28 protein-coding genes and 1 pseudogene are annotated in these 24437 nt (G+C 65.2%); 10 read left to right on the top strand and 19 right to left on the bottom strand.

Going from position 1 to position 24437, the window contains the following annotated elements; translation table 11 throughout:
• Positions 1 to 23 precede the first annotated feature (23 nt).
• The gene (gene rarD, locus ACZYZ3_RS03020; protein WP_463962358.1) at positions 24 to 1049 is read right to left on the bottom strand and encodes an EamA family transporter RarD; all 1026 of its coding nucleotides are present in this window, start codon (positions 1047 to 1049) and stop codon (positions 24 to 26) included.
• A gap of 206 nt (positions 1050 to 1255) precedes the next feature.
• Here rarD and ACZYZ3_RS03015 point away from each other — a divergent pair, with 206 nt between their 5' ends.
• From ACZYZ3_RS03015 to ACZYZ3_RS02990, 6 genes are all read left to right on the top strand, one after another.
• The gene (locus ACZYZ3_RS03015) at positions 1256 to 2704 is read left to right on the top strand and encodes an FAD-dependent oxidoreductase (RefSeq protein ID WP_463962357.1); all 1449 of its coding nucleotides are present in this window, start codon (positions 1256 to 1258) and stop codon (positions 2702 to 2704) included.
• Positions 2705 to 3566: 862 nt separating this feature from the next.
• Complete coding sequence (locus ACZYZ3_RS03010) at positions 3567 to 4970, top strand: GAF domain-containing protein (protein ID WP_463962356.1); 1404 nt, start codon at positions 3567 to 3569, stop codon at positions 4968 to 4970.
• Positions 4971 to 5137: 167 nt separating this feature from the next.
• Positions 5138 to 6661 carry an acetaldehyde dehydrogenase ExaC gene (gene exaC, locus ACZYZ3_RS03005; protein ID WP_463962355.1) on the top strand — a complete coding sequence of 508 codons (1524 nt, stop codon included), beginning with the start codon at positions 5138 to 5140 and terminating at the stop codon, positions 6659 to 6661.
• A gap of 156 nt (positions 6662 to 6817) precedes the next feature.
• Positions 6818 to 7828: an alcohol dehydrogenase AdhP gene (adhP, locus tag ACZYZ3_RS03000; protein ID WP_463962502.1), complete on the top strand. Its 1011-nt coding sequence runs from the start codon at positions 6818 to 6820 to the stop codon at positions 7826 to 7828.
• A gap of 16 nt (positions 7829 to 7844) precedes the next feature.
• Positions 7845 to 8255, top strand: coding sequence for a DUF779 domain-containing protein (locus ACZYZ3_RS02995; protein WP_463962354.1), 411 nt, complete (start codon positions 7845 to 7847; stop codon positions 8253 to 8255).
• Positions 8256 to 8409: 154 nt separating this feature from the next.
• Positions 8410 to 9987: an amino acid permease gene (locus ACZYZ3_RS02990; RefSeq protein WP_463962353.1), complete on the top strand. Its 1578-nt coding sequence runs from the start codon at positions 8410 to 8412 to the stop codon at positions 9985 to 9987.
• Positions 9988 to 10135: 148 nt separating this feature from the next.
• On the opposite strand, the pseudogene ACZYZ3_RS02985 reads toward ACZYZ3_RS02990, so the two are convergent.
• The 3 genes and pseudogenes from ACZYZ3_RS02985 to ACZYZ3_RS02975 form a co-directional block, all read right to left on the bottom strand.
• Positions 10136 to 10496, bottom strand: a pseudogene (locus ACZYZ3_RS02985) (DUF2461 family protein); the annotation flags it as partial.
• A gap of 137 nt (positions 10497 to 10633) precedes the next feature.
• Positions 10634 to 12139: a catalase gene (locus tag ACZYZ3_RS02980; RefSeq protein WP_463962352.1), complete on the bottom strand. Its 1506-nt coding sequence runs from the start codon at positions 12137 to 12139 to the stop codon at positions 10634 to 10636.
• Entirely contained in the window at positions 12139 to 12630 is a 492-nt protein-coding gene (locus tag ACZYZ3_RS02975) for a Fur family transcriptional regulator (RefSeq protein ID WP_463962351.1), read from the bottom strand. The genes ACZYZ3_RS02980 and ACZYZ3_RS02975 overlap by 1 nt, the downstream gene beginning before the upstream one ends.
• Positions 12631 to 12839: 209 nt before the next feature.
• Between ACZYZ3_RS02975 and ACZYZ3_RS02970 the strand changes: the two genes are divergently transcribed.
• The 3 genes from ACZYZ3_RS02970 to ACZYZ3_RS02960 all read left to right on the top strand — a co-directional run bounded on the left by ACZYZ3_RS02970 (position 12840) and on the right by ACZYZ3_RS02960 (position 15921).
• Complete coding sequence (locus tag ACZYZ3_RS02970; RefSeq protein ID WP_463962350.1) at positions 12840 to 14111, top strand: MFS transporter; 1272 nt, start codon at positions 12840 to 12842, stop codon at positions 14109 to 14111.
• A gap of 52 nt (positions 14112 to 14163) precedes the next feature.
• Positions 14164 to 15033: a zinc metalloprotease HtpX gene (gene htpX / locus ACZYZ3_RS02965; protein ID WP_463962349.1), complete on the top strand. Its 870-nt coding sequence runs from the start codon at positions 14164 to 14166 to the stop codon at positions 15031 to 15033.
• A 630-nt stretch (positions 15034 to 15663) separates the two neighbouring features.
• A complete protein-coding gene (locus ACZYZ3_RS02960) occupies positions 15664 to 15921 on the top strand; it encodes a hypothetical protein (RefSeq protein WP_463962348.1) in 258 nt (85 codons plus the stop codon).
• A 716-nt stretch (positions 15922 to 16637) separates the two neighbouring features.
• Here ACZYZ3_RS02960 and ACZYZ3_RS02955 read toward each other — a convergent pair.
• The 3 genes from ACZYZ3_RS02955 to ACZYZ3_RS02945 all read right to left on the bottom strand — a co-directional run bounded on the left by ACZYZ3_RS02955 (position 16638) and on the right by ACZYZ3_RS02945 (position 18300).
• Positions 16638 to 17024, bottom strand: coding sequence for a hypothetical protein (locus tag ACZYZ3_RS02955; protein ID WP_463962347.1), 387 nt, complete (start codon positions 17022 to 17024; stop codon positions 16638 to 16640).
• 120 nt (positions 17025 to 17144) lie between these two features.
• Entirely contained in the window at positions 17145 to 17579 is a 435-nt protein-coding gene (locus ACZYZ3_RS02950) for a Panacea domain-containing protein (protein ID WP_463962346.1), read from the bottom strand.
• A gap of 232 nt (positions 17580 to 17811) precedes the next feature.
• Positions 17812 to 18300, bottom strand: coding sequence for a helix-turn-helix domain-containing protein (locus tag ACZYZ3_RS02945; RefSeq protein WP_463962345.1), 489 nt, complete (start codon positions 18298 to 18300; stop codon positions 17812 to 17814).
• 49 nt (positions 18301 to 18349) lie between these two features.
• Between ACZYZ3_RS02945 and ACZYZ3_RS02940 the strand changes: the two genes are divergently transcribed.
• Positions 18350 to 18580, top strand: a complete 231-nt coding sequence (locus ACZYZ3_RS02940) for a helix-turn-helix domain-containing protein (RefSeq protein WP_463962344.1) — start codon at positions 18350 to 18352, stop codon at positions 18578 to 18580.
• A gap of 383 nt (positions 18581 to 18963) precedes the next feature.
• Here the strand turns inward: ACZYZ3_RS02940 and ACZYZ3_RS02935 are convergent, their stop codons facing one another.
• The 12 genes from ACZYZ3_RS02935 to ACZYZ3_RS02880 all read right to left on the bottom strand — a co-directional run bounded on the left by ACZYZ3_RS02935 (position 18964) and on the right by ACZYZ3_RS02880 (position 24427).
• Positions 18964 to 19143, bottom strand: a complete 180-nt coding sequence (locus ACZYZ3_RS02935) for a hypothetical protein (RefSeq protein ID WP_463962343.1) — start codon at positions 19141 to 19143, stop codon at positions 18964 to 18966.
• 1533 nt (positions 19144 to 20676) lie between these two features.
• A complete protein-coding gene (locus ACZYZ3_RS02930) occupies positions 20677 to 21501 on the bottom strand; it encodes a hypothetical protein (protein WP_463962342.1) in 825 nt (274 codons plus the stop codon).
• Positions 21502 to 21510: 9 nt separating this feature from the next.
• A complete protein-coding gene (locus tag ACZYZ3_RS02925; protein ID WP_463962341.1) occupies positions 21511 to 21663 on the bottom strand; it encodes a hypothetical protein in 153 nt (50 codons plus the stop codon).
• A complete protein-coding gene (locus ACZYZ3_RS02920; RefSeq protein WP_463962340.1) occupies positions 21660 to 21974 on the bottom strand; it encodes a hypothetical protein in 315 nt (104 codons plus the stop codon). The genes ACZYZ3_RS02925 and ACZYZ3_RS02920 overlap by 4 nt, the downstream gene beginning before the upstream one ends.
• Complete coding sequence (locus ACZYZ3_RS02915) at positions 21971 to 22186, bottom strand: hypothetical protein (RefSeq protein WP_463962339.1); 216 nt, start codon at positions 22184 to 22186, stop codon at positions 21971 to 21973. The genes ACZYZ3_RS02920 and ACZYZ3_RS02915 overlap by 4 nt, the downstream gene beginning before the upstream one ends.
• Positions 22180 to 22380 (bottom strand): hypothetical protein, encoded by a 201-nt coding sequence (locus ACZYZ3_RS02910; RefSeq protein WP_463962338.1) that lies wholly within the window; start codon positions 22378 to 22380, stop codon positions 22180 to 22182. The genes ACZYZ3_RS02915 and ACZYZ3_RS02910 overlap by 7 nt, the downstream gene beginning before the upstream one ends.
• Entirely contained in the window at positions 22377 to 23099 is a 723-nt protein-coding gene (locus ACZYZ3_RS02905; protein ID WP_463962337.1) for a hypothetical protein, read from the bottom strand. The genes ACZYZ3_RS02910 and ACZYZ3_RS02905 overlap by 4 nt, the downstream gene beginning before the upstream one ends.
• A gap of 27 nt (positions 23100 to 23126) precedes the next feature.
• Positions 23127 to 23252 carry a hypothetical protein gene (locus tag ACZYZ3_RS02900; protein WP_463962336.1) on the bottom strand — a complete coding sequence of 42 codons (126 nt, stop codon included), beginning with the start codon at positions 23250 to 23252 and terminating at the stop codon, positions 23127 to 23129.
• A complete protein-coding gene (locus ACZYZ3_RS02895; protein ID WP_463962335.1) occupies positions 23249 to 23497 on the bottom strand; it encodes a DUF3039 domain-containing protein in 249 nt (82 codons plus the stop codon). The genes ACZYZ3_RS02900 and ACZYZ3_RS02895 overlap by 4 nt, the downstream gene beginning before the upstream one ends.
• A complete protein-coding gene (locus tag ACZYZ3_RS02890; RefSeq protein ID WP_463962334.1) occupies positions 23494 to 23991 on the bottom strand; it encodes a hypothetical protein in 498 nt (165 codons plus the stop codon). Before ACZYZ3_RS02890 ends, ACZYZ3_RS02895 begins: the two co-directional genes overlap by 4 nt.
• A complete protein-coding gene (locus ACZYZ3_RS02885; RefSeq protein WP_463962333.1) occupies positions 23988 to 24230 on the bottom strand; it encodes a hypothetical protein in 243 nt (80 codons plus the stop codon). Before ACZYZ3_RS02885 ends, ACZYZ3_RS02890 begins: the two co-directional genes overlap by 4 nt.
• Entirely contained in the window at positions 24230 to 24427 is a 198-nt protein-coding gene (locus ACZYZ3_RS02880) for a helix-turn-helix transcriptional regulator (RefSeq protein WP_463962332.1), read from the bottom strand. The genes ACZYZ3_RS02885 and ACZYZ3_RS02880 overlap by 1 nt, the downstream gene beginning before the upstream one ends.
• Positions 24428 to 24437: the final 10 nt, after the last annotated feature.

Here is a 24437-nt window from a genome sequence, read left to right as displayed (position 1 = left end):
TGCGCCGGCCGCCTGGGTCAGCCTCAGGCGGCGGCGCGGGCCAGTTTCCGGGTGGCGGAATTCTTCCGGGTGACCAGCAGCATGTCCACGGTGAGGACCAGCAACGCCAGCCACACCACGCTGAAGCCGATCCAGCGGTCCGTCGTCATGGGCTCGCGGAACACTGCCACGGCCACGATGAACTGCAGCACGGGGGCGAAGTACTGCAGCAGGCCGATCGTGGTCATCGGCAACCGCCGCGCCGAAGCGCCGAAGAACAGCAGCGGCACGGCGGTGATGATGCCCGACGCGGCGAGGAGCCAGAAGTGCGCGGGGCCGTGGGCTGCCAGGGTCGCGGCTCCGGTGAGCGCCAGGATAACCATGGCGGCGGCCGCCACCGGCGCCAGCACGATCGTCTCGACGGTGAGGCTGGTGATCGCATCAGCGCGCGGGCCGACGCGCTTCTTCACGAAGCCGTAGAGGCCGAAGCTCAGCGCCAGGGTCAGGGCGATCCACGGCGGCTTGCCGTAGGACACCGTCAGGACGCCCACGGCAATGAAGCCGATGCCGACGGCGGCCCACTGCAGCGGACGCAGTCTCTCCTTCAGCACCACCACACCCAGCAGGACCGAGACGAGCGGATTGATGAAGTAGCCAAGCGAGGCTTCGACGGCCTGCCCGGTGGTCACGCCGTACACATAGGTCAGCCAGTTCACCGCGATCAGGACCGCGGCGATGGACAGCGGAAGGATCAGCGTGCGGTTCCGGAACGCGGCGCCCAGGACCCGCCAGGAGCGGGTGATGGTGATCAGCAGGGTGCAGAACAACAGGGACCAGAGCACGCGGTTGGCCACGATTTCCACCGCACCGGCCGGCTGCAGCAGGAAGAAGTAGAGCGGCATCAGCCCCCACAGGCCGTAAGCGCCGATCCCGAAGATGATTCCCGCCGTCGTGTCCGTGTCCACGGCCTTGAGGACCACCGGCGGCCGCTTCGACGGGCGTCCGCCGGGGGCGGCGGTGCCCGGGGCGCTCAGCGTGGCGGGGGAGGGGGAGCGGTCAGGGGTAGGCACAAGATCAATAACACCACTTGCGGGAGCCCTATTCCTGCCTTTCAGCCCCGGGGCGTCCGGCGCCTCAGCCCCGGGGCGTCCGGCGCCGGACGGGGATCCCTGCGACGTCGGTCACCGGGGCGCCCATACTGTCCTGCGGACATTTAGAATGGGGGATTGTGCGCTGCATGTGCTGGCGCCGTCGCTAAGACTCAGAAGGGCTTCCGGTGTCCAACTCGGCCAAAACATCGCCTAACAGAACGTCCAAACGTCCGCTCCGCGTTGCGATTGTCGGCGCCGGACCGGCCGGCGTCTACGCCGCGGACATTCTGACCAAGTCCAACGAGGTCAAGGGCGGCGACTTCGAGGTCAGCATCGACCTCTTCGAGGCGTACCCGGCACCGTACGGCCTGATCCGCTACGGCGTCGCCCCGGACCACCCGCGGATCAAGGGGATCGTGAACGCGCTGCACAAGGTCCTGGACCGCGGCGACATCCGCTTCCTCGGCAACGTCACCTACGGCCGTGACCTGACCCTGCACGATTTCCGCGCGTTCTACGACGCCGTGATCTTCTCCACCGGCGCCATCAAGGACGCGGACTTGGACATTCCCGGCGTCGGGCTCGATGGGTCCTTCGGCGGGGCCGACTTCGTCTCCTGGTACGACGGGCACCCCGACGTTCCGCGCGACTGGCCGCTGGAGGCCAAGGAGATCGCGGTGATCGGCAACGGCAACGTGGCCCTGGACGTGGCCCGCATGCTGGTCAAGCACGCCGACGATCTGCTCGTGACGGAAATCCCGGACAACGTCTACCGGGCGCTGAAGGACTCCCCGGTCACGGACGTCCACGTGTTCGGCCGCCGCGGACCGGCCCAGGTCAAGTTCACGCCGCTGGAGCTGCGCGAACTCTCCCACGCCCGGGACGTCGACATCGTCCTGTACCCGGAGGACTTCGAGTTCGACGAGGCCTCGGACGAGGCGATCCGCAGCAACAACCAAATCCGCACCATGGTCAATACCCTGACGAACTGGCTCGTCGAGGAGCATACCGAGGCCGAGGAGCCGTCCTCCCGCCGCCTGCACCTGCACTTCCTGCACAGCCCGGTGGATATTCACGACGACGCCGCCCACCCCGGCAAGGTCACCGGCATCAAGTTCGAGCGCATGCAACTCGACGGTACCGGCAACGTGAAGGGCACGGGGGAGTACCTCGACTACCCGGTCCAGGCCGTCTACCGCGCGATCGGCTACCACGGCTCGCCGCTGGACGAACTGGAATTCGATGCCCGACGCGGCGTCATCCCCAACGAGGGCGGCCGGGTGCTCGACGCCGAGGGCAACCCCGTCCCCGGCATCTACGCCACGGGCTGGATCAAGCGCGGACCCGTCGGCCTGATCGGCCACACCAAGGGCGACGCGCTGGAGACCATCGGCTTCCTGCTTGAGGACCGGCTGAGCCTGCCCCCGGCGCAGAACCCGGACCCGCAGGCGATCATCGACCTCCTCGAGGAGCGCGGGATCGAATACACCACCTGGGAAGGCTGGAACCGGCTCGACGCGCACGAGCTGTCCCTCGGCGCGGAGTGGTCCGCCGCCGGGGACGCCAACGGCATCGCGCGGGAACGCATCAAGGTGGTTCCCCGCGAGGACATGGTGCGGATCTCCCGAGGTTAGGCGCCCGCCCGCTGCACCTGGTTTTCTGCGCTGCGCAAAAACGCCGGCGCACAGGGTATTACGGCCTCGACTGTGCTTTCGCGCGTCGCCGAACCGATACCGCGTCGTGGAACCGTGTCCCCGGCGCCGAACCGATTCCGCGTTGCGGAACCGTGTCCGTGTCCGCGTCGCCGAACCGATTCCGCGTCGTGGAACCGATTCCGCGTCGTGGAACCGTGTCCCCGGCGCCGAATCGGCCGGCTAGACCTGATGCCCACCGAACCCAGGTGGTCGATGCGGAGCCCGGTGAGCACCGCCGGGTCGGCCAGCAGATCGATCCGGATGACGTTCCCGCCCAGCACGGAGAATCCGAACACCACGCGGGGCTTCCCGCCGTCAATCTACTCATGACGCGCGAAAACGCGGGCGCTGCCGTATTCCGGCGTCGACAGCGCTCTGGCGCAGCGTGAGACAGATGGCGCGTCGTGAAACTGGTGGCGCGTCGTGAAACCGGTGGTGCGTCCTGAAATAGGTGGCGCGTCGTGAAACCGGTGGTGCGTCCTGAAATAGGTGGCGCGTCGTGGGGCCGGTTGGGTCTCGCGGCGGCCCGAGGTGGTGCGCGGTTTGGCACGAGGACCGGCAGCCAGCGCGACGGAAAGTTGCCCATGACGCGCGAAAACACGTGCGCTGCCGTATTCCGGCGTCGACAGCGCTTTGGCGCGTCGTGGAACTGATGGCGCAGCGCGGAACCCATCCTTCCGCGCCCTAACCCTCCATCTGGGCCCGGGCAGCGGGAGCTCTAGCGGGCTTGGGGCACGCGCACTACACTGGACCGGACATGGCTGCCTCCGGCACGCCGTCGTGCCCGTCTGGTGGGAGTTCAATGAGGAATCCGATCCATCCGGCAGCGCTGTTCCCGCCAGCCGGCGGGGTTCCCGCAGCGCTGCGCCAGCAGTATGCCAGCGCCGGCCACGAGCAGCTGGACACCCAAGGGCTGGTGTTCCCGGCCGATCTGCAGCTGCCCGGCCTCAGCAGCCTGATCCAGGAGTCCTGGCGGCGCTCGGCCCAGCTGCACGCCAACCCGGACAATCCCGAGGCCCCGCTGGCGATGGACAGCGAAGAACTCGAAGAGTACCGGCGCCAGCACCCGCTCGCCGCGATCATGCCGGTCATCCACAAGCTCCTGGTCCTGCCCAGCCACGACAGCGGCATGCTCGTGGCTGTGGGGGACGAAGTGGGCCGGCTGCTCTGGGTCGAAGGAGATGTCGAAATGCGGCGCCGGGCCGAGGGCATGATGTTCGTTCCCGGGGCCGACTGGTCCGAAGCGACCGTGGGCACCAGCGCCCCGGGCACCGCCCTGGCGCTGGGCCGCGGCATCCAGATTTCCGGCGCCGAACACTACAAGCGCTCTGTCCACCCGTGGAGCTGCACGGCCGTTCCGTTCCATGATCCGGATTCCGGCGCCGTGCTGGGCGTTGTGGACATCACCGGCACCGAGTCCGCCGTCGCGCCACACACCCTGTCCCTGGTCGAGGCCACCGTGGCCGCCGCCCAGGCGCACCTCCGAGTGGAGCGGCTCCAGCTCGCGGCCGCCAAACAATCCTCGCCGGCCCGACGCCGGGGCGCTGCGACGTCCGGGACGGGCGGGAGCGCTGCCGCCTCTGGAACAGGCGGCTCGACCGGGAGCCTGTACCGCAACAGCCTTCAGCTCCTCGGCCGGGACCAGGCGCTGCTCAGCATCGAGGGCCGCACCGTGGCGCTGTCCGCCCGGCACAGCGAAATCCTGGCCCTGCTCAGCACCCACCCCGAGGGGCTCAATGCCGAGGAGCTGTGTGTCCTGCTGTACCCGGGGGACGCGTCCACCATGACGCTGCGGGCCGAGATGGTCCGCCTGCGCAAGGTCCTCCAGCAGCTCAACCCGGCGTCCGTTCCGGAGTCACGGCCCTACCGGCTGCCGCTGGACCTAGTGCCGGACTCCGGGCAGGTCCTGAACTGCCTGCAGCGCGGCGCCCACCGGATCGCCCTGGAGATCTACCGCGGCGCAGTGCTGCCCCGCTCCGAAGCCCCCGGCATCGCCGAGCTGCGGTCCCGGGTCTCCTCCCTGCTCCGCGACGCCGTACTGACGGATGGCAGCGCCGAGTCGCTCCTGAGGTTTGCCGAGCTGCCCGAAGCGAGGGACGACGTCGAGGTCCGGATCGCAGCGCTGAAGCTGCTGCCGCCGCGTTCGCCCAAGCGCGCCGCGATCGTCGCTGACCTGGAACGGCTCCAGGCGGAACTCAGCGCCTGACCCGCAACCTCCGGGAGTGACCTCCGGGAGTGACGGCACGAGTGACCGCACGAGTGACCCGGGTCACGTGGTTGCAACCTGACTGCAACCTCCTTGCTCCTAGGCTGAACGTAACGGTGGCGCCGGCATCTGCCCGCCACCGATCTTGCACAGCAAAGGAGCTAGCAATGACTGTTTACGCACAGCCCGGCACCGAGGGCTCGAAGGTCACCTTCAAGGACCGCTACGAGAACTGGATCGGCGGCGAATGGGTCGCCCCGGTCAAGGGCCAGTACTTCGAGAACATCACCCCCGTCACGGGAAAGGTCTTCTGTGAGGTCGCCCGCGGCACCGCCGAGGACATTGAACTGGCGCTGGACGCCGCCCACAAGATTGCCCCTTCCTGGGGTAAGACCTCAGTCGCCGAGCGCGCCGCCATCCTGAACAAGATCGCCGACCGGATCGATGAGAACCTCGAGATGCTCGCCGTCGCCGAATCCTGGGACAACGGCAAGCCGATCCGCGAAACCCTCAACGCGGACATTCCGCTCGCCGCCGACCACTTCCGCTACTTCGCCTCCGCCGTCCGCGCCCAGGAAGGCCGGCTGTCCCAGCTCGACGAGGACACCACCGCGTACCACTACCACGAGCCGCTCGGCGTCGTCGGGCAGATCATCCCGTGGAACTTCCCGATCCTGATGGCCGTCTGGAAGCTCGCCCCGGCCCTCGCCGCCGGCAACGCCGTCGTCCTGAAGCCGGCCGAGCAGACCCCGTCCTCGATCCTGGTCCTGATGGAACTCATCGGCGACCTGCTGCCGGCCGGCGTCCTCAACGTCGTCAACGGCTTCGGCGTCGAGGCCGGCAAGCCGCTGGCCTCCAGCCCCCGGATCCGCAAGATCGCGTTCACCGGCGAAACGTCCACCGGCCGGCTGATCAGCCAGTACGCCAGCCAGAACCTGATCCCGGTCACCCTGGAACTGGGCGGCAAGAGCCCCAACATCTTCTTCAACGACGTGGCCGACACCAACGACGCGTTCTACGACAAGGCCCAGGAAGGCTTCACGCTCTTCGCCTTCAACCAGGGCGAAGTCTGCACCTGCCCCTCCCGCGCACTGGTCCAGGAAGATATCTACGACTCGTTCATGGCAGACGCCGTGGCCCGGGTCGAGAAGATCATCCAGGGCAACCCGCTGGACACCGACACCCAGCTCGGCGCCCAGGCCTCCAACGACCAGCTGGAGAAGATCCTTTCCTACATCGACATCGGCAAGCAGGAGGGCGCCAAGATCCTCACCGGCGGCGCCCGGGCCGAGATGCCCGGGGACCTGGCCGGCGGCTACTACGTGCAGCCGACCATCTTCGAAGGCCACAACAAGATGCGGATCTTCCAGGAGGAAATCTTCGGCCCGGTCGTGTCCGTGACCCGCTTCAGCGACTACAACGACGCCATGGGAATCGCCAACGACACTCTCTACGGCCTCGGTGCCGGCGTCTGGTCCCGTAACGGCAACGTTGCCTACCGCGCCGGCCGCGAGATCCAGGCCGGCCGCGTGTGGGTGAACAACTACCACGCCTACCCGGCGGGTGCTGCGTTCGGCGGCTACAAGTCCTCCGGCATCGGCCGCGAAAACCACTCGATGATGCTGGACCACTACCAGCAGACCAAGAACCTCCTGGTCAGTTACAACGAGAACAAGCTCGGCTTCTTCTAAACCGCACCACACCCGGGCGGGGCGGATTCCGATGGATCTGCCCCGCCCGCACCGTGTGCACCCACGCGGAAGGACGCCGTGCACACGCCCTCTAGCTGCACCCACGCTTGATGACGCAAGGATTTCGCTATGATGACGACGACGACGACGACGACCATGCAAGCCGCAGTAGTAACCGAATTCGGCAAGGACCTGCAGATCCAGACCGTGCCCGTGCCCGTGCCGGGCCGTGGCCAGGCGCTCGTGAAGGTACTGACCACCGGCGTCTGCCACACCGACCTCCACGCCGCGGAAGGCGACTGGCCGGTCAAGCCGAGCCCGCCGTTCATTCCCGGCCACGAAGGAGTCGGCGAGGTGGTGGCCCTCGGTGAGGGCGTCACCGACCTGGCTGTCGGGGACATGGTCGGCAATGCCTGGCTCTGGTCCGCGTGCGGCGATTGCCAGTACTGCCGCACCGGCTGGGAAACCCTCTGCGAGGCGCAGCAGAACGCCGGCTACAGCGTTGACGGCTCCTTCGGCGAGTACATGCTGGTGGACACACGCTTCGCCGCCCGGATCCCGGCCGGCTCGGACCCCGTCGAAGTCGCCCCGGTGCTCTGCGCCGGAGTGACCGTCTACAAGGGCCTCAAAATGACCGAGGCGCGCCCCGGCCAGTGGGTCACCATTTCGGGCATCGGCGGCCTCGGCCATATCGCCGTCCAGTACGCGGTGGCCATGGGCCTGCGCGTTGCTGCGGTGGATATCGCCGATGACAAGCTCGCCCTGGCCAAGAAGCACGGTGCGGAACTGACCGTCAATGCCCTGCACGAAGATCCCGTCGAGGTCATTCAGCGCGAAACCGGAGGTTGCCATGGAGTCCTGGTCACGGCGGTGCACCCGTCAGCATTCGGGCAGGCGATCGGGATGGCCCGCCGCGGCGGAACGATTGTGTTCAACGGCCTGCCGCCGGGTGACTTCCCGGCACCGATCTTCGAGATTGTGCTCAAGGGCCTGACCGTCCGCGGTTCCATTGTGGGCACCCGGCAGGACCTGGCGGAGGCGCTGGAGTTCTACGCCGAAGGCAAGATCCACCCCACGGTCTCCACCCGCGAGCTCTCCGACGTGAACGCCGTCCTCGACGAAATGAAGCACGCCAAGATCGACGGCCGCGTGGTCATCAAGTACTGATCAGGAAGGGACTCTGATGCCACCACCGACAAAGCTCGACGCCGCCGTCACCCTTCCCGGGGAGGACTTCTCCCGGGTGGCACTCACCCCCGTGGCGGTGGAGCTGCTGCGCAAGCTGTGGCTCCAGCACGGGCCGCTGATGTTCCACCAGTCCGGCGGTTGCTGTGACGGGTCCTCACCGATGTGCTATCCCGCCGGGGAGTTCATCACCGGGGACTCGGACGTGCAGTTGGGCCTGTTCGACATTTCCGACGGTCTGCAGCCGCAGACGATCGGGTTCTGGATGTCGAAGGAACAGTTCAACTACTGGAGCCACACCCACCTGACCGTGGATGTGGTGCCGGGCCGGGGAAGCGGTTTCTCGGTGGAGGCGCCCGAGGGCAAACGGTTCCTGATCCGGTCAAAGCTGATGGACTGGCCGGTCTAAAACGGAACACACCACGCGCTGGCGGGCCGTGCAGGGCAACCTGCGCGGCCCGCTTTTGCGTCTCAGCATGTGGGATTAAAATGGCCGTCCAGTGGATGGACACTACTATAGATAGGTCTGTTTCCAACAAGCTACCCAGATTATGGATTTTTCTATGAACCTCTTCCGGACCAAATCGATCGAGCAGTCCCTGTCGGACGCCGATGAACCCGGACGCCAGCTCAAGCGCTCGCTAAGCTCCTGGGACCTGATGATCATGGGCGTCGCCGTTGCCGTCGGCGCCGGCATCTTCTCGGTGGGCGCCAAGGCCGCAGCAAACTTCGCCGGCCCGGCCGTGACCCTTTCCTTCGCCATCGCCGCCGTCACCTGCGCGCTGGCGATCATGTGCTACGCCGAGTTCGCCACGGCGATCCCCGTGGCCGGCTCCGCCTATGTCTTCACCTACGCCACCATGGGTGAGCTGCTGGCCTGGATCATCGGCTGGAACCTCATCCTCGAGCTGTTCACCGCCGGTGCCGTGATCGCCAAGTACTGGGGCATCTACCTCAGCAAGGTGTTCGCGCTCATGGGCGTCGACATCCCGCCGTCGATCTCCCTGGGCGGCGTGGACCTCTACTGGGGTGCCTTCCTGATCGTCGCCGTGTTCACCGTGCTGCTGGTGCTGGGCACGAAGCTGTCCGCCCGCGTCGGCAACATCTTCACGCTGATCAAGATCGGCGTCGTGCTCTTTGTGATTGTGGTGGGCTTCAGCTACGTAAAGTTCGAGAACTACGCCCCGTTCATCCCGGCCTCCGAGCCGACCGGCGGCACCGGCGCAGCCGACGTGATGAAGCAGTCCTTCTTCGGCTTCCTCACCGGCGCCGCCCCGGCGCAGTACGGCACGCTGGGCATCTTCGCCGGCGCAGCCCTGGTCTTCTTCGCCTTCATCGGGTTCGACGTCGTCGCCACCTCGGCCGAGGAAGTCAAGAACCCGCAGAAGACGCTGCCCCGCGGCATCTTCGGCGGGCTCGCCGTCGTCACTGTGCTCTACATTCTGGTGTCCCTGGCGCTGACCGGCATGGTGCCCTACACCGAGCTCGCCAAGGCCGAGAACCCCACCCTCACCACGGCGTTCGAGGCGGTGGGCAACACCGACGCCGCCAAGGTCATCGCCTTCGGCTCGCTCGTGGGCCTGACCACCGTGATCATGGTGCTGCTCATGGGCCTCTCCCGCGTGGTGCTGGCGATGAGCCGCGACGGCCTGCTGCCGCGCTCGCTGTCCAAGACCAGCACCATCCGTGCGACGCCGGTGCGGCTCCAGATCATCTGTGGCGCCGGCGTGGCGGTGGTCGCCGGACTCACCAACGTGGACCTGCTGGAGGAAATGATCAACATCGGCACGCTGTCCGCGTTCGTGACCGTCAGCATTGGCGTCCTGGTGCTGCGCAAGAAGCGCCCGGACCTCAAGCCCGCGTTCCGGGTGCCGTTCGGCAAGGTGCTCCCGATCGTCTCGGCCGTCCTGTGCCTGTACCTCATGACCAACCTGGCCGTGGAGACCTGGATCTTCTTCGCCGTCTGGCTCGTGATCGGCGTGGTCATCTACTTCTCCTATGGCCAGCGCCACTCCCGGCTGAACGAGAGGTTCGCCGAGGCCCGAGAGTCCGTCCAGGGTCCCGCAGACAGGGGCGCCGCCGCCGCGGACGCCAACGCCAACGCCAACGCCGGAGCCAACGCCGGAGCCAACGCCCACTAAGGAGCGTGGCGGCCACGCCGGGCGCTAACCGGTAAGTCTCCGCTCTTGAAAACCGGAGTCGCCGGAACCGTGCGAGTTCGCTGGAACCTTCCCGCGAACGGGCACCGCTTCGGCGACTTCGGCGTAAGCGGCGCTCTCCCCTTGATGGAACGGCACTGCGAAAACGCGACAGCTGCGCGGGCGTGTGGGTATGGCAGCCGCCGCCGATCAGGAGGCCGCCGGCGCTGAGCTGGAGGTAGTAGCCCACCCCGACCGCAGTAGATGCAAGGGCGCCTTGCGCAGTCTCGTACGGCGACTTATCCGGCGAAAAACCGGATGTCCCTGATGGGCCGAAACAGTTTGCCGGCGCCGAACGACAGCTCCGGCTCGGCAAGCAGCAAGGTCAGCGGCTCCTTCGCCGCGGAGTCGTAGGTGGCCTTGTGATCCAGCCACCAGCCACGGATGTTGTTGTGTTCAAGATCGGCATGGAACCGGAAAGCGGCATCCGGAATGCCTGGAAATGTGTCCATGTTTGGATCCTAGGGACAGCTCTGGCGCCCCGGCGAGGGGGCGTGGCCGCCCTGTGGAAAGCGCAAAAAACTCCCCGCCGCGAAGGTCCGCGGCGGGGAGTTTCAGTTCACGGGCAAGCCGGACCGGAGCGCTCCGATCAGAACTTGTTGGCTGCCTCAGCGGCGGAGAGAGAGGTTGTGCCCAGGTTGGCCCGCAGCTTGGCGCCGAGCTCGGCGTCGACGTTGGTCCAGTACTGGATGGCGCGTTCCTTGATCTCGGCGTTCTGGACGCCGCCCACGGCACCGGTGATGGTGTCGAGGAAGCGGGCCTTGGCTGCTTCGTCAAAGACATCGCGGTACAGCGTGCCGGCCTGGCCGAAGTCGCTGTCCTCGGAGTGCAGGGTCGCGGCGGTGCGGACCAGAGCGCCGTCGAACTCCCAGGAACCCTCGCCGGCGCGGGCCGGGTCGGCCACGGGGCCGCCGAAGGAGTTCGGTGCGTAGACCGGGGCCGTTGCCGGCTTGTAGCCGTGGCGCAGCGAGCCGTCCTGCGAGTAGTTGTTCACCGGCGAGACCGGGCGGTTGACCGGCAACTCGTTGTAGTTGGTGCCGACGCGGTAACGCTGAGCATCCGGGTAGGAGAACACCCGTGCCGTCAGCATCTTGTCCGGGGAGATGTCATGGCCCGGAACGACGTTCGCGGGAGACAGCGCGATCTGCTCGATCTCGCCGTAGAAGTTCTCCGGGTTGCGGTTCAGCTCGAAGCGGCCAACCTCGACCAGCGGGTAGTCCGCGTGCGGCCAGACCTTGGTCAGGTCGAACGGGTTGAAACGGTAGGTCTTGGCGTCCTCGTACGGCATGATCTGGACGTGCAGGTCCCAGCTGGGGAAGTCGCCCCCGGCAATGGCCTCGTACAGGTCGCGACGGTAGTAGTCGGCGTCGGCGCCGGCCAGCTGCTCAGCCTGTTCGTTGGTGATGTTGTGCTCGCCCTGGTTGGAGCGGAAGTGGTACTTGACCCAGAAGCGTTCGCCTTCGGCGTTCGTCCACAGGTATGTGTGGGAGGAGAAGCCGTGCATCTCGCGCCAGGAGCGGGGCAGGCCGCGGTCGCCCATGAGGTAGGTGACCTGGTGCGCGGACTCAGGGGAGAGGGTCCAGAAGTCCCACTGCATGTCGGCGTCACGCAGGCCGGAGCCCGGGAGGCGCTTCTGGGAGTGGATGAAGTCCGGGAACTTGATGCCGTCCTTGATGAAGAACACGGGGGTGTTGTTGCCCACGATGTCCAGGTTGCCCTCAGGGGTGTAGAAACGGGTCGCGAAACCGCGGACGTCACGCCAGGTGTCGGGGGAGCCCTGCTCGCCGGCCACGGAGGAGAATCGGATGGCCGTGCCGACCTGGGCGCCCGGCTGGAATGCAGCCACGCGGGTGTACCGGGAAACGTCGCCGGTCACCGTGAAGGTACCGAAGGCCCCGCCGCCCTTGGCGTGCACAATGCGCTCCGGGATCCGCTCGCGGTTGAACTGTGCGAGCTTCTCGAGCAGGTAGCGGTCGTGCAGCGCGGTGGCCCCGTCTGCACCGGTGGTCAGCGAGTGCTCGTCGGACGCGACGGGGGCACCGGTCTGGGTCGTGGTCGCGGTATGCGAGATGGGCGCGGAAAGGTTCGCAGTCATCATTCTCCTTTGTTGATTACTTGCTGTTCAGATGTGGAGGGAAGTTGTTGGGTGCGCTGGCAGTCCTGGCAGATGCCCTGGTACAGCACATCGGCGACCTGGATGGTCATCGGACTCGCGTTCCCGTCCCAGCTCGGCGTCAAGCACGGCGCGTGGCCGACGGCGCATTCGACGTCCTCGACTCGGCCGCAGCTGATGCAGACGGCGTGGTGGTGATTATCGCCCACCCGCGTCTCATACAGGGCGGGGGAGTGCGGCGGCTCAAAGCGGCGCAGCATCTGCAGGTCGGTCAAATCGCCCAGCACCACGTAGACGGACTGCGCTGTCAGCTCGGGGAGATCATGGCGGGCGGCTGCGAGGATGTGCTCGGCGGGGGAGTGCGGGTGGTGTTCGACGGCGGTGAGCACGGCGAGCCGCTGTTTGGTCACCCGGCGGCCGTGGGCACGCAGGGCGGCAGCCCATGCTTCTTGGGTGCCCGCGGAATCCGTCATGCCCCCATTCAAGCACTTATTATGAGTCGATCATAATAAGGCGCGCCTATAACGGCTCCGGCGCCGGCCGGCAGGCTGCGCAGCCGGCACGGGTGCGCCGGGCGCCGCGTACTCCGGCAGGCTGCGTCCGGCGCGGGGTACGCCGGCCTGGCTGCGCGTCGGACACGGGGTGCGGCGGCCAACCGACCAGGCGCCACTAGAGTATCCGGGTGGGAAAATATCTGGCGGACATCACGCCCTTGCGCGAGAGTCCGGCGTTCCGCCGCCTGTGGCTGGGATCCGCCGTCGCAGCCCTGGGCAGCCAGCTGACCCTGGTTGCCGTGAGCCTGGAGGTCTACCGGCTCACCCAGGACAGTCTCTACGTGGGACTGCTGAGCATCTTCGCCCTCGTCCCGCTGGTTTTCGGCGGGCTGCTGGGCGGCTCGATCGCGGACGCCCACGACCGCCGCACGGTGGCGCTGCTCGCCTCCTCGGTGCTGTGGCTGACCACCGCCTGCCTGGCATTGCAGGCCTGGCTGCAGCTGGGCAACATCTGGGTGTTGTACGTCCTGGTGGCGGTGCAGAGCGGCGCGCAGGCCATCAACCAGCCGGCCCGCAGCGCCATTATCCCGCTGCTGGTGCGCAAGGAGCTCCTGCCGGCCGCCAACGCGCTGAGCATGATCAGTTTCGGCCTCACCCTGACCGCCGGGCCCCTGCTGGCCGGACTGCTGGTGGCCACGGTCGGCTTTGCTTGGACCTACACGATCGACGTCGCCACCTTCGCCTTCGCCTTGTGGGCACTGTTCAAGCTGCCGGCCATGCCTCCGGGGGAACATGCGCGGCCCGCGGGGCTGCGGTCCGTCGTCGAGGGCTTCCGTTTCCTGGGTACACGCCCCAACCTGCGGATGACCTTCGTCATCGACCTCGTCGCCATGATCCTCGCCCAGCCCCGGGCGCTGCTGCCCGCGATCGGCGCCGTGATGATCGGCGGCGGCGAGACAACAGTGGGGATCCTGCTGGCCTCCACCGCGGTCGGCGCGTTCCTGGCCGGCCTCTTCTCCGGCCCGCTCGGGGCGGTGCGGCGGCAGGGGGCCGCCGTCGTCTGGTCCGTGATGGGCTGGGGCGCCTCGATTGCCGGCTTCGGCCTCGTCGTCGTCCTGGCCGGGGACTCCGGCGCCGGCGGCGCGACGTGGTGGCTGCTGCCCGCGGCCCTGTGCTGCGGGCTGGCCGGAATCGCCGACTCCGTCAGCGCCGTTTTCCGCACGACCATCCTGCAGTCCTCCACACCGGACCACCTGCGCGGCCGGCTGCAGGGCGTCTTCATTGTGGTGGTGGCCGGCGGACCCCGGGTGGGGGACATGATCGCGGGCGGTGGGACTAAAATTTTGAGTGAAGGCTGGGTCCTGCTTTTGGGCGGCCTGTTGAGCATCGCGGTGGCCTGGGCTGTGGCGCACTGGCAGTCGGGCTTCCTAAAGTACGACGCGCGGAACCCGGTGCCCTAGCGGGACGTTTTTCTTGTGCGGGTCGATATTTGGGACCACTTCGGGAGGAACCGTGCATCAGCATCACAACGGACTGAAGACCGCGGCCCTTTTTGGTGTGCTGTGGGCAGTGCTGCTGGCCTTCGGTGCGCTGATGGCTTCCAGTATGCGCAGTGCCGCACCGATCTGGATTATGGCCCTGGTCGGCGTGGCAACGACGGCCTACGGCTACTGGAACAGTGACAAAATCGCTATCCGGTCCATGCGGGCCTACCCCGTGACGGAGGCCCAGGCGCCCCAGCTCTACCAGATTGTCCGCGAGCTCTCCTCCACGGCTCAGCAGCCGATGCCGCGGATCTACCTCTCGCCCACCATGGCACCGAACGCGTTCGCGACCGGACGGAATCCACAAAACGCCGCGGTGTGCTGCACCGAAGGGATCCTCCGGCTGCTCGACGCCCGGGAACTGCGCGGCGTGCTGGGCCACGAGCTGATGCACGTCTACAACCGGGACATCCTGACTTCTTCGGTGGCCGCCGCCGTCGCCGGCGTCATCACCTCCGCGGCGCAGATGTTCCTGATTTTCGGCGGCGGGGACCGGCGCAACGCCAATCCGATCGCCGCGATCGCGATGGCCCTGCTGGCCCCGTTTGCTGCCTCGCTTATCCGCATGGCCATCTCCCGCACCCGGGAGTTCGACGCCGACGAGGACGGTTCCAGGCTGACCGGTGACCCGCTGGCGCTCGCCTCAGCCCTGCGCAAGATCGAGCAGGGCGTGCAGCTCGCGCCGCTGCCGCAGGACCAGCGGCTGGTCAACGCCTCGCACCTGATGATCGCGAACCCGTTCCGTGGCGGGGGAGCCGCGAAAATGTTCTCAACGCACCCGCCGATGAGCGAGCGGATCGGCCGGCTGGAACGGATGGCGGGCCGGCCGCTGGGCTAGCTTGCCGGGTTTGGGCCGGGGCGCGGCCTGCCCCGCCGCAGCTGACGGCGTGTCCGCGTCAATGTGCCCCCGGAGCGCGGCCTGCCCCGCTAACCGAGGGGATGTTGTGCCGGAGCGCGGCCTGCCCCGCCGCCGAGGGGATGTTGTGCCGGGGCGCCGCCCGGTGGCAGTGGATGCCCCTTGGATCTGGGGTGCCAAGGGGTTCGCGGGCTTGAGATGCCCGGGTGCGGGGTCGTGGGCGACGCGGAAACCCGGCTGCTCCCGCGACGCGCAAGTCGTTCCGTGATGCGCTAAAGGGCCGTCGACGCCGGAATACCGGCGCGACAGCCCTTTAGCGCAACGTCAGGAAATCTGCGCAGCGAGAGGCAGTTATCGCAGCGTCAGAAAAGTTTGCGCTGCGGACAGGCTGCTAGCTGCGGAAGTTCACGAACTGCCCGCTACTGGTTGGGTGGCATTGACTCATGCTGACTACCGCGAGTTTCCGGAGTTTTGTCGGTTGGGCGCACATGGCCCAGATGGGCGGTTTGCGGACCTCTTGCGGACTTTCTGCGGACTAACCTAGATCCGAGACGGGGCGCGAACTTTTCCCGGTAGTACCCTCAACACAAACCACGAAAGAACGGTCTAACCATGAACAGCACAGCACTTACCCCCACCGCCCCTGCCGGTTTCGTCCAGGCTATGGACCCCATACAGCCGGACGTGCCGGCTGATTACTTCGACGGGCCGTCTGAGACTGGCGACGGGTGGCGGATCGAAACTACGTTCACTTTCGAGCGCGGCGTCGAGTTCGAGTTGAATGCCGACTATTCGCAGGGTGGAATGACTCCGGCTCAGGCTATCGCGGCGGGAACTGCCCTGGCTGCACTGGCAACCAAGTACGCCTGAGCCTAAGCAACGAAAGAAGCCCCCGTCAGTCGCAATGACTGACGGGGGTCTTTTTTGCTGGGCGGCCCCTCCTCTACCTGGGGGGAAATGGAGGAGCCGCACCTGATGGTACTGCGGCTACCATCAGGACTCAATGGCTGCCGATGGACCCATTGCCAGCCAAGGCACAAGCGCCTACTCTTGCGTTGGGAGTGGCCCGAGCAACACCGTTGGGGGCAGACCACACGGCGGGCGCGCACCGCCGATCCCTGCACAATGCTGGCTCCATGGTCTCAACGCGATGGAGCCAGCTTGCAGGGAACCATGTGCTCATGCCCTCGGCGGAGCAGAGAAATGCCCGCCGTCATGAAGGGGGGCCACGGCGGCGGGCGATTCACTCCCCAGCTTACGCGCCGGGCGACAAGTGCCCACAGCGAGCCGGGCGGGCGAATCCACTGGATAGTGGCCCATGTCCACTGGGAAGACGCCATGCTCATCTTGGTAAGCGTCCAGGGCCGCTAGCTCGTTGTCGATGCTCCGGAGCAACTTCAAGCACACCTCACGGGCGCGATCGCTGGTCACCTTGGAGCGCTCGCGCGTGAACTTTGAGGTTTCGATCCACCAGTTTCCGGTCGTCGTAGCAGCGATTCCCACAACGACGCCCCCCACGCCCCAAATTTGCTCAGTCATGTCAGCAATTATGCCCGCCTGGAAATTCCACGCGGCAACCAAGCTTGCTACTTCTTGAGCGAGGGCCAGACCTCATGCCGAGGATCCCACCAAAGAATATGGAATACATGTTCCCGAAGAAAACCATACAGTCGCGGGGCGCCGCCACATCGAAGCCGCACTATCTCGGTCTCGTCGTCGCGCTCCAGTTCCGCCAGGCGCTTCTGAGATGCCGCCGGCATCTTTGCGACTTCATAGGACTTTCCGTGCTCGCTGCCAGGCGAAAAGATTTCTCCAAGCGTCATCGTTTCGAAGCTAGCCATCTTGTCAAACAGGTTCGGGACCTCATCTGGGGCGACTTTGACAGGGGACCATGTCCCATGGCGATCGATCTGATTGAATCGCCAGACAAGTTTCCTGTCAAGGATGGCTTCTTGCTCGATATCAAGAACCACAGGCCGCTTTTGGCGTAGGTCGTCGAGGGCTTGAGGCGTAGCGTGCTTCCCGGCGGCCGACTGCCATCCCCCAGCAGGAACCGGAACTTTCTTCCGAGTATTCTTGGCCACGGCTGGTCGTTAGCTTGAAAGCCCGTGGTAGTACTCGTGCAGCGAAGCCTGCGAGATATGAGCAGCGCTTCGAGCTCCATCTGGGAGGCCCCGGCGGGCGTCCAGCCAAGGATCCTCCCGATGGGTCATCTCGCTCAGTTCATGCGCCGTGTACTGACCGTACGCTTCCAGCACAGCATCTATCGTTTCCTTTTCCTCACTGCTGAGAACATCGGAAGAGCCCCAAGGCCAGCCGGTGACCCGGAAATCTCCCCGGTGCTTGTCGTAGAGCGCATAGACGACAGGTCCATTGGCCCACGCCTGAATGCCCTCTTCGAAGAGCGGCCGTTCTTCCCATACGAGGTTCCAGGCCTGCGAGTAATAGGCCAGTTTTTGGAGCTTCATGGCAGACATGCTGCCCTTTTGTTCCAGGATGTAAGCCGCAACGTCGTGTACGCTCGCCATCCAAATCACCGCTTCCCCGCTACGGGCCCGGTCAGAGTGGCCCAAGATTTAAACAAAGAGGGAATTCCACAGGTTATCCACAGAATTCCTTAGCTTTTGCACTAGTTATACACATGCATCGCTGTAGTTCAGTGTACATGTCCCGCGTGTTCCCCCGACGTGCGAGGAAGTCCGTGGTGGTGCGGCGACGTGCGGGTACCTATGCAAAGGGGTCCCGCAGGGGCTCGGTCCATCAGTCGTCGGGTTTGTCCTGGTGTTCGCGGATCCACGCCACGAGTCGCTGAATGTCGTCGTCGTGAAGCATGATTCTCTTGCCGACCTTTGTGTAGATGCCAGAGGCACGGCAGTAGCTGCGCAGTGATGACTTGCTGATGCCCAGTTCTGGGGCGACCTCCTCCGGAGTTCGGAATAGTGCATTAACTGCCGGTGTGCGCGGTGACACCATTGGCGGCCCCGGGAACGGCGCTACCTCTACGCCATCTTCCACCAGGTCGCTGAGCGGCTGGTGTCCGCCTCTCGGCTCAGTAGGTAGCGACTTCAGCCAGTCCTGCAGCTCGTCCGCGAGGATAACTGCTTTCGTGTTCGCGTACCGGGCTAAGAGGTCGTGGCGCCGGATAGCGATACGAAGTGTGCTCGTGCTGTAACCCGTTGCCTCAGCGGCTTCCTCCAGGTTGTATGCCAGCTTTGGTTTTTCCACGCGTGTGGTGTCATCCGGAGTCATGCCCTAGATGCTAGAGATGTTGGCTGCGTTTGCCACCTATGCTCGACGGATGGACGATTACCCCATGATGACGGCGGCGGCCCTTGCCGCGAGGCTCAACGTGTCCACCGATACGGTTCGGCGCATGTGCAATGCCGGCAAATGGCCTCACGCCAGGATCGGCCGACTCTACAGGTTTACGGAAGAGCAGTACCAGGCCATCATCGCACCGCCACCGACGCCCGAACCCTGGTCTAAGGCGCGGCGCGAGCATATTGCCCAAATGCTCAGGTCACTCTGACAGTGACCTGGGGAACTGCCCCGGCGCCTGTAACTGGTCCGGGGTTTTTCTGTGCCGTCAGGAAAGGGGTCACTACTAATGACACCCTTGGCGGTCAACCGTGGCAGGCTGCGGATAGTACCCGTACCCATGGATAGCCTCATTTCAAATGATGGCACTCTGCGGGATCGCGCAAAGTGCAGGAGGCGCGGCCGGCTCCGGCTGAGGCTCGGGGCGGGACCCCAATGCTGGACATTTGTCCGGCATTGACGATCCGCGAACGGTCACCCGTATGGACGGCAAGCAATACACCATCCAACCCCGCCCCGCCCCAACAAACGGCGCGATGGCCCGCCCTCCTGACGCTGTTACGCCGGGAGCCTCGACTCTCCGGGCGCGCCGGTTTAGTCGCGAACTCCTGCGGCGGAAACAAGATTCCGGAGGCGGGTCAGTTCGCGGATGGCGTCATCCATGCTGTGGACAATCTCAGCGGCGGGAACCTGGTCCTTGCCGGGGACGTAGTCCGTGTGCAGAGATGTAACGATACGGCTGGCGGCTGCCATGCCGGTGAGCTGGTTGTTCATCCTCCCCACCGACTCCCACGCTTTCCGGCTCCGCGGCGTCGGCTCGTCCAGGACGGCACCGGCTGGCACGGCCACGGAATGCCCACCGCGGTATGCCTTCTGACGGCAGGCCGCGGAGCAGAACTTACGGTCAGCGCGGCCGCCCACAACCTTGTTGCCACACGTAACGCACTCTCGTGTTACGGCTACCTGTACGGCCTTCTGCTTGGCCCGGACGGCTGCGACGCGGCAACGGGAAGAACAGAACGCGGACTTTCGCAGTTTCGACGGCGCAAAAAGGATCGGCAGAGCGCAATTCTGGCAATCGTGGCGCTCCCAGCCGTCAGTGACCTTCTGGCCCCGAACCATGAACAGGTTGTCCCTGCCAGTCGCGCCAGCGTTAGGCGTCGTGGCGCACCGGTTACAAGCCAGGACTTCGCCGCCGTAGCTACGGAACTTATGCTTCGGGCTCAGGCGCTTTTCGACAAAAGCCAAGCGGACGCCGGGACTCTCGGCGGTGATCGGTTCAAGGCAGATTGGGCAGGTAGCGGCTGTACACATAATCGTTACGTTACGGTTAGTTGTATTGGATTGTCAACCGGCCGTGGCACGAAAATGCCCGCCGTCATGAAGGGGGGGACATGGCGGCGGGCGATTCACTACTCAGCATAGGGGGCGGGGCGCCTGTGCAACCCCCTACGGGCGTCTGTGGAAATCGCGAGTCTGTGGATTCGGCTGAAAATAGATAGCTATGGCAGAGGATGCTGGGGCCTGAAAACGGGCGGAACCTCTTATCCCCACCCCCCTGTGTGCCGCTGGGGAGCTCCATACGCGCGTCAGGATGCGGGATGCGGGGTGGGGCGGTGGGGTTCCCTGGTGCCGGCAAGCCCCCCTCTGCCACTAGGGCCAGTTTCGCTCATGACCATTTTTCCAAAGGGGCAGGAGGGCAGTTATGGCCTCATGATCGTCACGTTGCGGGTTCCTCACGGTGACGGGGGGATATTTTTCCGCTAGGGCGTAGGTGCGAACGTGGCAGGGGTAGCACCCCATACCCCCAGTACCCGTGCGGCCGGCGGTCTGGTCAGCCGTTAGAGCTCGCTGGCGTTGTGTTGCTGCCGTGGGTGGCGGTGCTGCTTGCCCTGGCAGTGGTGCTGGTGCGCGGTTCTGCGCATCGTGAGCAGGTGACTGCATCCGTGGATGTGTCGAGGTCGAGCTGTTGGGCAGGGTGCCGCGGTCGTAGTTCAGTGGCGTTCCGCATCTTGGGCAGTAGGCCTGGCCGTCCCGCCTTGCTGTGGTGATGGCGCGGATCTGTTCTCTGTCGGTCAGGTTGGTCATGGTGCCAAGTCCTTCTAAGGTCCACGTGCTGGACGGTGCGTGTGTGCTGGCTATGGGTGAGGCCCCGCCCCTTCACCAGGTGCGGGGCCTCTGGTGTGCGCTGGGTGCCTGCGGTTGCCCGGTGATCGGCCGCCCATCGTTCCCTGACCCGGTGTTTAGGAAGGGGCCACCGGGGTGACGTTGACGCACTGACTCTGGCTAGCTGAGGAGGATGCTGCCTTAGCTGCCGGTTGTCGTCTCGACGCCGGCGAATACGGGCCCCTCGGGATCGCTGGTGGCGAGCTGGTGGTCCATGAACTCCTGAGAGGTCCGGAGCTGCTGCCATTCGCTGTAGGTCGGGTAGATCGGGCTGTACCCGGCTTCGAGGAGTTCCAGCCACCACTGGAGCCGGTGCATGTTGGGGGTTCGGCGTTCATCGAGCTTGGAGGCGGAACCTACTTCGTCGAATGCGCCCGGTTCGAGTGCCCATGCGGCGCTGTCCATGAAGAGGTCGTCCCCGGCGCTGGGCCCGTTGGGCGAGTGGAGGAGCCGGCGCACCTCGTGGAGGGACATGATGTGCCCGACGCTGTCTTCTGCAGCACGGATGGCGGCGGCGTGGCCGTAGTCTTTGGCCTTGATGGCGGCGTTGAGGCCGCAGCGGGTGCCGTGCTCTTCGTGGAAGTCGGTCAGCGTTTCGATGATGGGGTCAAAGACTTCCGTGCGGAGTGCCCGGATGATGCGCCCGGCGTTGGCGTTGAGCTTGTCAACGTAAGCGCGGTTGGCGTCCCGGGCGAGGACTTCACCGACTTTGGGCCGCAGTGCGGCGGCGGCTGCGAGTGCGAGGATCGGGTCGGGATCTTCGCCGTTGCGGACGGCTTCCGCGGCGTCGCTGATGTAGTCCCGGGGCGGCGCAACCTGATTGATCAACTCGAGCGCGTTTCCGTACGGGTATGGCAGGCCGGCGATCAGGTCCGCGGGGAGATCAAGGTCGCGTCCTTTGAGGTTGCTCACGAGACGGGCAACCTGGAAGTTTAATTCGTTGTTGTCTACGTTGATCTTGGTCATGTCTGACTCCTACTTGTTGTTTTTGGTCTTGTAGAGTTTGGCGCCGGCGGCGAGGCTGCCGGATTCTGACTTCTCGTTGGGTTCTTCCGGTTCGGCATGGGGCTTGCCCGTCTTCTGGGCGTAGAGCGCGCGGCCGTCGTCGAGAGACTTCTTTGCGGTCATTGGGTTTCCTGTCGTTCGAATTTGATGGTGAAGGTTCGGGAGCCGCCCGGGCGCCAGATAAGTTCCACGGTGGAGTCGTAGTGGCCGGCGCTGGCGTGGTTGGATGCGTTCTCCGCGCACCTGGCAATCACGGTTCGCTGTACCCCGGAGTTGATGGGCCACGGCTTGAGTTCCTGCGTGGAGTACTGGTGGAGGTAGTCGCAGCGGGGGCACCTGACAGTCACGGCGGCATTGGTGACCGCTTCCGGGGTGACGGTCGGGTGCTTGCTCACGTGTTCAGCCTTCGCGGCCTCGTGAACTGGCATGGTCATGCCTCTTTCCTGGCGGCTTCGCCGTTCGCTTCGAGATGGTCAGCCATGTCATGCAGATTGTCAGCCAGGGCGCGTGCCTCGGTGAAGGTGAGGTGAGCCCGGATCTGGCCGCCGTGCATCAGGCCAATGCCGGGCGTCAATGTTCGGTCTTCGTCCCTCCATATGTAGGGACGGGGCTTGAGGTATGGGCGCTTGGCGGTGGTGGTCAGCATGTCGGTTCCGTTCCCGCGGGTTCGTATTCGCTCTTGAGGATCGCGAGCTGTGATTCTGCGAGTAGTGCCCGGTTCGCCCATGTCCGGGCGTCCTGGTGGGCTTGCTGGGCTTTGCCCCTGAAGGTGTCGCATAGGTCGATGTACTGGGCTTTGGAAAGCTTCATGACGGCTACGGACGGGGGTGTGGTGATCAAGATGCTTTCCTTCCCTGCTGTTTTTCGTATTCGGCCTGGCGTTGCAGGAGGCCGGCCGATTGCTTGTTTCGTTCATCGTTGAGGGACAAATTTCCAGTCAAGGCATTGAGCTCTTCTCTCGTGCGCGGTGGTTCTCTAGTTACGAAACTGGCCGATTGAATTAAGTGGTTGGAGTAGGTGTTGAAGTCACTTGTAGTAGGGGGTAGAGAATCCCAATGGCTGTGTGTTGTGATTTCCAATGGCTCAGGGGTAGGGATTTCCAATGGCTCAGGGGTAGGGATTTCCAATGGCTGAGCCTTATCTCCGTCAAGGGTGGAAGCCAACGATGCGAAGTCTTTACCCTGCATTCCGAGCGGATATTCCGAGCGGTTCGCCCTCTGCCACTTGATGTTCCGACCCTTCCCGATAGGCCGCCAGGTGTAGTCAAATTCCAGCGCAAGGGCGTATGTTGCCCCGACGCCGGCGCGGGCTTGCCCGGAAGACACGAGAGCCCCGTAACGCCGAAGCTCCCGGATGACCTCATTGACAGCTTGCTCCGCTGCCTTCTCGTTCCGGATTGGGGCTCCGATTGCCCACGCGAGGTCTCCACGGTCTCCGAAGAACACGGGTGGATTCGCGTCGTCCATCGCCTTGGAGGCCATCCAGATCAAGCCGACCTTGGCGCGGTGCTTGAGGCCGGGCCATTCTGAAAACACCTTGGCTACATTCTCGGATCCCACTCGGCGCTTCCCTTCGTTGTCCGGGGCTCAGAAAGGCGAACCGAAGATGAGCTTCGCCAGGGTGGCCGGCAGAGCCAGGGCGATGAACAGGGCGCATCCGGCGAGGACCCAGAATGCTCCCTGCGCGGCCCGCTGGACTGCCCGGCGCATCATGCGGCGTTCCGGAGGTCAGCGTGGAGCCATGCGCAGAGCGGGCAGACGACGCTGCCAGATTTTCTGTCGATGGTCCGGGTTCCCTGCGGCAAGGACGTTTCACCGATGAATCCGCAGAGCGCGGTTTCCTTCGTGCCGAGCACCAGGGATCGTGTGATGGCCTCTTTTTTGAAGTAGTGGAAGACCACCGGGTTGAAGTCATGGGCAGTTGCGGTGTTCAACCCCTCAACTGCCGGGGCGGTCACTGGCCGTCCTCCGTGGCCTTCAAGGCCATGATGGTTTCCATGGTGGTGATGTAGGCACCCATGCTGAGCATGGCTTCGGCGTACTCGTTGGCCTCGGCCGCCGTCATGGGCTCGTCATCTGCGGTGTAGAACGTCAGCGAGAATTTGCGGGTTTGAGGAACGTATTCCGAGATGATCTTCCAGCGGGCGCCTTCCATGCGCTTGCCCGTGTAGACGTCGCACTCTTCGTCCAACGGAGTGAAGCCGGGCGGGATGGTTGCCGGCGGTGTCGCCCAGAATTCTCCGCTGCGGGACGCAAGCGGGCCGAAGCTGTCAGTTCCCGTAGGCCAGGACAACCCGGTGGTGACTATGAGGTCTTCGTGGTCGTCGTTCCACCAGTTCGCACCGAGCGCTTCGTCAAACAGGTCCAGGAGCTCAGTAAGGCCCATGTCCAGCTTGTCGGCCACGGCTTCGAACTCTCGAACGGTGGTGGGGATCTTGATAAGGTGCTTCACAGGACTGCTTCCTTCTTGGTGGTTGGTTCTGAGGCCGTGACGGACTTTGGCGAGGCGTCACGGTCTTTTTCTGTCTTCAGGGCCACTCGGCAGGCTTTTGCCGGCGTGGTCCCTTGGACCCTGTGCGGGTTCTTCGCCGCGACTGCAGCGTCATTGAGCGGTCCCTCGTGGCTGGTGCCGTGCCAGTACCCGCTTTCCCACGCGGCCGCCAGATCGGCCTCCGTGTAGACCTTGCTCATCAGGAAGCCTCAGCTTCAAACGCGGCGTTGATCCAGTCGATGACGTCCTGCTCGCGGTACATCACGCGGCCGCCGAGTTTTGCGCAGCGCGGGCCGGAGCCGTTGTGACGCATCCAGCGGACCTGAGCCGGGGACTTCCGCAGCATCTCCGCTACTTCGTCCAGCGTGAGTAGCTTCATGGCCTTTACCGTTTCCATCTATCCTCCA

The organism is Pseudarthrobacter linnaei (assembly GCF_055412825.1).
The sequence above is the reverse complement of the archived record's forward strand: the minus strand, read 5'-3'. Positions and strand labels throughout refer to the sequence as shown.